Origin of the sequence: Kitasatospora sp. SolWspMP-SS2h (assembly GCF_003259315.1) — a bacterium.
GTDB lineage: Bacteria > Actinomycetota > Actinomycetes > Streptomycetales > Streptomycetaceae > Kitasatospora > Kitasatospora fiedleri.
In genome coordinates this window covers 55,099-61,100 of sequence record NZ_QLLT01000037.1, presented here as the reverse complement: position 1 = coordinate 61,100, position 6,002 = coordinate 55,099, and the positions used below count along the sequence as shown (strand labels likewise).

Sequence of the window (6,002 nt, the reverse complement as noted above, 5' to 3'; positions counted from 1 at the left end):
GGCGAAGGTGCCGCCGGCGCCGGTGTACGCCATGTCGGCCAGGGCTGGGATGCGGAGTCGGACGCATGTCTTCACGATGCGGTGAGTACGGGCGGCGGTCAGGTCGTGGGTGCGGCCGGGCAGGACGCGGGAGATCCACACGAGTTTGCCTGTCGGACCGGTGATGACCTGGTGGTCCACGCCGTGGCGGCGGTGCTTTCCCAAGTAGTCGGCGCGGCCGTCGCCGACGCAGTGGCACTCGGCGGGGGTGCCATTGACCAGGACGTACTCCACATCGGCGTCGCGCAGGGCCCGGGTCAGGCCGGGCGCCTTCCGGGCCAGCAGGTCAGTGACCTGGTGGACATAGGCGTGGGCGGTGCCGACGCTGGTCCGGAAGCCGGCCGCGATCTGCGCGAGGGTGTCGTGCCTGCGCAGGTACACCAGCGCGACCAAGGCGCGTTGCGAGGGAGGGAGTTTGCAGCGGCGGTCACCCTCGCGGGTGACCATGAGCATGGTGACCCACTCGACGAGCGCGTGCGGCAGGTCCAGTGCGGCAGGATAAGTGACCAACGAGGCTTCCTGGCTGGCTGCTTGAGACGTAAGACATCTCGCTCAACAGCCCGGGAGCCTCGTTCGTTCTGCCCTCATCCCCACCGCTCGACCATCACCCGTTCGGTGGCCGCCCTGAAAAGGCTCAGTGTCCGTTGACGGTGTTCGGCCGGACAGCTCCTAGGGGTTGACCAAGCCAGGGCTGAAACCGCTCGAACAGCTCTTGTCGGCGAGCACGCGCTCGGGTGTCGTGTGCCGACGGCCCCTCGTGGCGCGCGAACCCTGCCGAGGACCAATCTGGACGCGGTGGCGTCGTCGGCGTCGCCCGCGACGAGTACGGCCGCCCGTCCGAGGCGGCAAAGGAACCGCTCCTGCCCCCGCCCAGCCGCCTCGGCCCGGCGCGGAGCCGGCCGTCGGACGGGCGCCCCTGCGGTGCGCCCGTCCTGCCGGGGGTGAGCCCGGGTGGTGCGCCCGCGCGGGAGCGGAGTCGGTGAGCCCCTGCCTACGGTGATCGTCCCATGCCAGCGACCGGCATCGGCCGAGCTGCGTCACCGAACGGAGTCGGCCCCGGTCGGCGTGGCCGGCTCCGGGTGCACCCCGCGTGAGCACCGGCGCCGAGCCGGCGGGCGGCATCCGGTACGCCGACCCGCTCCGAGGACGGGTCCGGTCGGCCGGCCACGGCAGGGTGGACGATCGACGAGGCCTGCGGGTGCCGTGACCGATACGCCGGACGTCCCGCGATCAACAGCTGGGGGCCTTGCTCGTCGGGGCGCCCGGCCCGGCGACCGGGGCGGTGGCCGGCCCGCAGGGGCCCGGTCGGCGAACGGACCTGCCCGGCGGAGGCGTCGAGCCGTCACATCGCCACCTCCCGCCGCACCCACCGGCACACAGCAGGGCCCCGCACCGCTTAGGAGCGGGGCGGCGACGGGCCCGGTGGTGGTCCGTGGTGCTCGCCGTGGGCGCGGTGGGCGCTGCTGGTGGCGGTGCACTGCCGGGCGAACCTGACGAGGCGGCAGTTCGCCTCGCTGTTCGGCATCTCGGCGGCGACGGTGTGCCGCGTCGTCCAGCGCCTCGGCCCGCTGCCGGCGCCGGTGCCCGGCCGGCTGCGGGTGTCGGCTGGTTGTGGATCGTGGACGGCGCGCTGGTTGCAGTGCGGGACTGCGGTGCGGGTGCCTTTGGCTGCAACCGCCGTTTCTCGGCGATCCGCAACGGGTTCCCGCCCTTGACCGGCGCGATTCAGCGCAGCCGCCGCACCGGCCGGCTCGCCACCTGCTCACCGTCCGCCTACGACCGCGGGCCCTTCGCCTCCACCGTCCGGTCGGCGGCGGGGGCGATGTTCTTGTTGTGGCGCAGCAGGTTGCGTGGGTCCCAGACCGCTTTGGCCTCGGCCAGGCGCCGGTACTTGGCTTCGTGTCCGAACGCTTTGCGCCGCCAGGCATCGCCCTGGTCTTCGGTCAGGTTGGTGTACGCGTTCGGGAGCGTGAAGGGGCTCAGGGCTGCCCGGGTTCCCTCCGTCCACCCGTCGAACTCCTTGTCGCGCTCCGATCCCCGCCAGACTGCCGAGCACTCCCACAGCCAGGCGGCCCCTGTGCGGGAGAAGGCGGTGGCGTCCTCGTCGACGTCCTCCGAGATCGCTCCGCCCAGCGACCACGCGTTGACCGCGATCACCGTTCCCGGCACGTCCGGCACTGCGGCGAGGCGCTCCATGAGGGTGTCCACCACTGGTGCGCTCAACCGGGCCAGGTAGCCGCCGCGTTGTGCGGTGCGGTGGCCGTAGGGGACGATCGCGTCCAGCATGCTGTTCGCCTCGACCCAGCTGGTGGGCCCGACCGTGTCGAGGACGGGCTCGCCGAGGGCGCGGAGGCGGCCGATCACCTCGCCGGCCGCGTTCGCCGGGCCGGTGAAACAGGGCAGTAGGAGGAGGACCGGCCTCCCGTGCATGGCGGCGGGCAGGAACGGCAGCGGCGGCGCGAGGGTGAGCACTGTCCCGAGACCCAGCTCCCGGGGTGAGTCGGCCATCAGCGCGTGGAGTCGCGACAGCACCCCGGCCGCCTGTTCCCCGGGGAACATGAGCTGTCCCGAGACGACGTCGGGTCCTACGGGGTGGGCCCGGAACTCGAAGGCGGTGACCACGCCGAAGTTCCCGCCACCGCCGCGCAGCGCCCAGAAGAGGTCTCGGTTCTCGCTCTCGTCCGCGCGGACCTGCCGGCCGTCCACGGTGACCACTTCGCAGGCGAGCAGGTTGTCGACGGTGGCGCCGAAGCGGCGCATGAGGTGGCCGATCCCGCCGCCGAGGGTCAGCCCGGCGATGCCGGTCGTGGTGACCGTGCCGGACGGTACGACCAGTCCGTACTGCTGGGTCGCCGCGTCCAGTTCGCCGAGCAGGACTCCGGCCTGCGCGCGTACGGTGCGGGTGCCGGGGTCGACGGTTATCTCCCTCAGGCCGGTCAGGTCCACAACCAGGGCGCCGCCGGGCGATGCGTGGCCGTCGGCGCCGTGGCCGCCGGAGCGGACGGCGACCGGCAGGTCGCGCGCCGAGGCGTACTGCAGGGCCGCCACCACGTCGGCGGCGTCGGTGCAGCGGGCGATCAGCGCTGGAGGAGTGTCCAGCGCACGTCCGTTGTAGACCGCCCTGGCCTCGTCGAAGCCGGTGTCACCGGGGCGCAGGACCGCGCCCCGGAAGCCTTCGGCGAAATCGGGATGGGTGACGGGCTCGGGAACGGACTGGCTCATGAGTACCCTCTCTGAGGACGGTCGGCCTGTGCGCAGCGGCCCCGTAGATCGTGCGAGACCTCCGTGGACGGCGGATCGGGAGGCTCCGTCCGGCTGATCCGCCTGGCGCGCGCCCACTATAGGAGCCCGGAGCGGCGGTGCCGTCAGCCCCACGGACCATGTCCGGCGGCCCTCTTCAACCCCTGGCGGTACAGCGCTGGTTCCAGGCCGCCGGGCCCGGATCCGGCACAGCTTCCCTCTGGCGGGGGTCGGCGCCAGCCGATGATGAACGCCCGGTCGCCCAGGGAGGCCAACTCGCTGCTGGGGGCGGCGGGGTGGGGGTGGAGCCGGGAGCGGTGGCGCTGAGGTAGGTGGTGAGGGTGTGGCCCTGGAGGGAGACGAAGGCGACCCCGTGCCCGTCGGGGGAGACGGCCCCGGGGTGTTGTCGCGCTCGTTGTCGGGCATGACCGGGGGCCCGGATGTCGCCTGGGGGAGGGGGAGATGCCGGCGGTGGAGAACGAGTCATCGGTGTCCTGGTCGCGCAGGACGGTCTCGTCGTCGTATCCACAACAGGCCGCCCGGGCCGCCGCCCCGTGGAGGCGGTCTGCGTCGATCACGGTGTCGGCGGGCAGCTGACGACGGCCATCGTGGACTGCTCGGTCCCGGACGCAGGAACTGGTGACCTTGGTCGGAGATCCGGTGGTGGTGGGCGGCGACCTCGTCGAGGATTTCATCGGCGGTCTCGGTCCGGGTGAACGGTCTGGGGTGGTCGTTCCAGTCGGCGAGCCAGGTGTGGATGTCGCGCTCCAGGGCTTGGACGGAGCGGTGGACGCCGCGGCGGAGCTCCTTCTGCGTGAGTTCGGCGAACCACCGCTCGACCAGGTTCAGCCAGGACGATCCGATCGGAGTGAAGTGCAGGTGGAAGCGGGGGTGGGCGACCAGCCAGGTCTTGATCGCCGGGACCTCGTGGGTGATGTGGTTGTCCAGGATCAGGCGCACCTCGAGGTCGGCGGGGACCTGGCGGCCGAGCTCGGCCGGGAACTTCTTGAACTCGGCGGTGCGGTGGCGGCGGTGGAGCGAGCCGATGACCTTGCCGGTCGCGGTGTCCAGCGCCGCGAAGAGCGTGGTGGTGCCCGAGCGAACGCAGTCGTGGCTGCGGCGCTCGGGCACCCGGGCACCTCGGGCATCATCGGCAGCACCGGCTGGGAGCGGTCCAGGGCCTGGACCTGGGACTTCTCGTCGACGCGGAGCACGAGTGCACGTTCGGGCAGGTCGAGGTAGAGGCCGACCACGTCGCGGACCTTGTCGATGAACAAGGGGTCGGTGCTGAGCGGAGACGTCTCGGCGCGGTGCGGTGCCAGGGCGAACGCGCGCCAGATCCGGGAGATCGCGGACTGCGACATGCCGGTGGCCGCGGCCATCGACCTCGTCGACCGGCGGGTGGCGTTCTTCGGCTTCTCCTCCAGGGTTTTGACGACGACCCGCTCGACGTCCGCGTCGGTGATCTTCCGCGGGACACCGGGGCGGGGCTCGTCGCCCAGGCCGTCCAAGCCCCGTTCGATGAAGCGCCGACGCCAAGTGCGGACCGTGTCCGGCGCGACGGCGAGCCGGCGCGAGACGTCCATGACGGAGCGGCCCTCGGCGCACTCCACCTCAGGTCACTGGGCGCTGTGCCACACCCAGTGGGCAGCTGCGCGCTGGACGGACCGGACGGCCTGCCGAGGGACCGCAGAACCGGGTGCGTGGACCTGGTGGTCGGCTTCCGCGCACGGCGCCGACGAGCTTCACCCGTACACGGAGCTGGACGTGGCAGGCCTGCCCACGTTCACCCTGCCACCCGCCCCGGACACGGAGCCGACCGCGGAGTTCGCGGGCCGAGAGCTGGCCTTCTGCTACCGCCGCAGGTCCCGATCGCCCGGGCCGACCTCGGCCGCCCCGAGGCCGGCGAGTGGTCGAGTCCGCGCAGCTCCATCGGGCTGGACTTGGCCCGGGCGGGGCCGCGGCGGCCGAACACGTGCACCTCGACAGCGCGGTTGGCGGCCGGCCCCCGGTGCACGTCGGGCGGTATCCCGGTGCTCAGCAGCTCGTCGCCGGTCTTGGCGAGGATCCGCGCGACGTCCAGGGCGACGCCCGGCACCGCGACCCGCTCCGCCTCCAGCGGCCAGTCGCGCGGGACGTCCGGTGGCCGTCGTACCAGGAGGCGAAGTCCGCCGCGCCGTACGAGCTGTCCAGCCCGATGCCCGGGACGTCCAGGTCGCGATCGGCGTTGGCGCCGGTGGAGAAGATCACCGCGTCGTAGAACCGGTGCAGGTCGTCCAGCCCGATGCCACCGGGGTGGTCGACGTCCCCGAACAGCCGGACCTGCGGCTTGTCGAGCACCTGCTGCAGCGCGGTGACGATGTCCTTGGTCCGCGGGTGGTCGGGGGCCGCGCCGTAGCGGATCAGGCCGAACGGCGCGGGCATCCGCTCGAACAGGTCGACCGAGACGCCCGGGTCGCCCGCCAGATCGGACTTGACCGGGGCGTCGGCCGCGCAGATCCCGGCGGGGCCGGCCCCGACGATCGCGACCCGGACGGGACGAGGCATGGCGGGCAGTCCCTCGCTCGGCGCTCGGCCGGGAGACCATCGGCCCGGCCGTCCCCCTCTTCGGTGCCCGGGTGCCGCAGTAGGGCACCCGGACTTATGCGGCCACAGGGCGGTCCTACGGCCGGACGGGGGAGCGAATCCGGCGAACGCGCCGCGCCGCCGGGGCCGGTGGCGTC

The 6,002-nt window shown here is 72.9% G+C and carries 3 protein-coding genes and 3 pseudogenes; 1 reads left to right on the top strand and 5 read right to left on the bottom strand.

The window, feature by feature from the left end; genetic code table 11:
- On the bottom strand, positions 1–549 hold a 549-nt coding region (locus K353_RS30815; protein WP_111556797.1), incomplete at its 3' end, for a transposase family protein.
- An 890-nt stretch (positions 550–1,439) separates the two neighbouring features.
- Here K353_RS30815 and K353_RS30810 point away from each other — a divergent pair.
- Positions 1,440–1,729 (top strand): annotated as a pseudogene (locus tag K353_RS30810) (transposase family protein); the annotation flags it as partial.
- An 83-nt stretch (positions 1,730–1,812) separates the two neighbouring features.
- Here the strand turns inward: K353_RS30810 and K353_RS30805 are convergent.
- The 4 genes and pseudogenes from K353_RS30805 to K353_RS30795 form a co-directional block, all read right to left on the bottom strand.
- Positions 1,813–3,261 carry an FAD-binding oxidoreductase gene (locus tag K353_RS30805; protein ID WP_111556796.1) on the bottom strand — a complete coding sequence of 483 codons (1,449 nt, stop codon included), beginning with the start codon at positions 3,259–3,261 and terminating at the stop codon, positions 1,813–1,815.
- A gap of 501 nt (positions 3,262–3,762) precedes the next feature.
- Positions 3,763–4,410, bottom strand: a complete 648-nt coding sequence (locus tag K353_RS36230; RefSeq protein WP_233533937.1) for an IS630 family transposase — start codon at positions 4,408–4,410, stop codon at positions 3,763–3,765.
- A gap of 263 nt (positions 4,411–4,673) precedes the next feature.
- A pseudogene (locus K353_RS36225) lies at positions 4,674–4,865 on the bottom strand (helix-turn-helix domain-containing protein); the annotation flags it as partial.
- Between the two features lie 317 nt (positions 4,866–5,182).
- Positions 5,183–5,826, bottom strand: a pseudogene (locus K353_RS30795) (pyridine nucleotide-disulfide oxidoreductase); the annotation flags it as partial.
- Between the last annotated feature and the right edge of the window lie 176 nt (positions 5,827–6,002).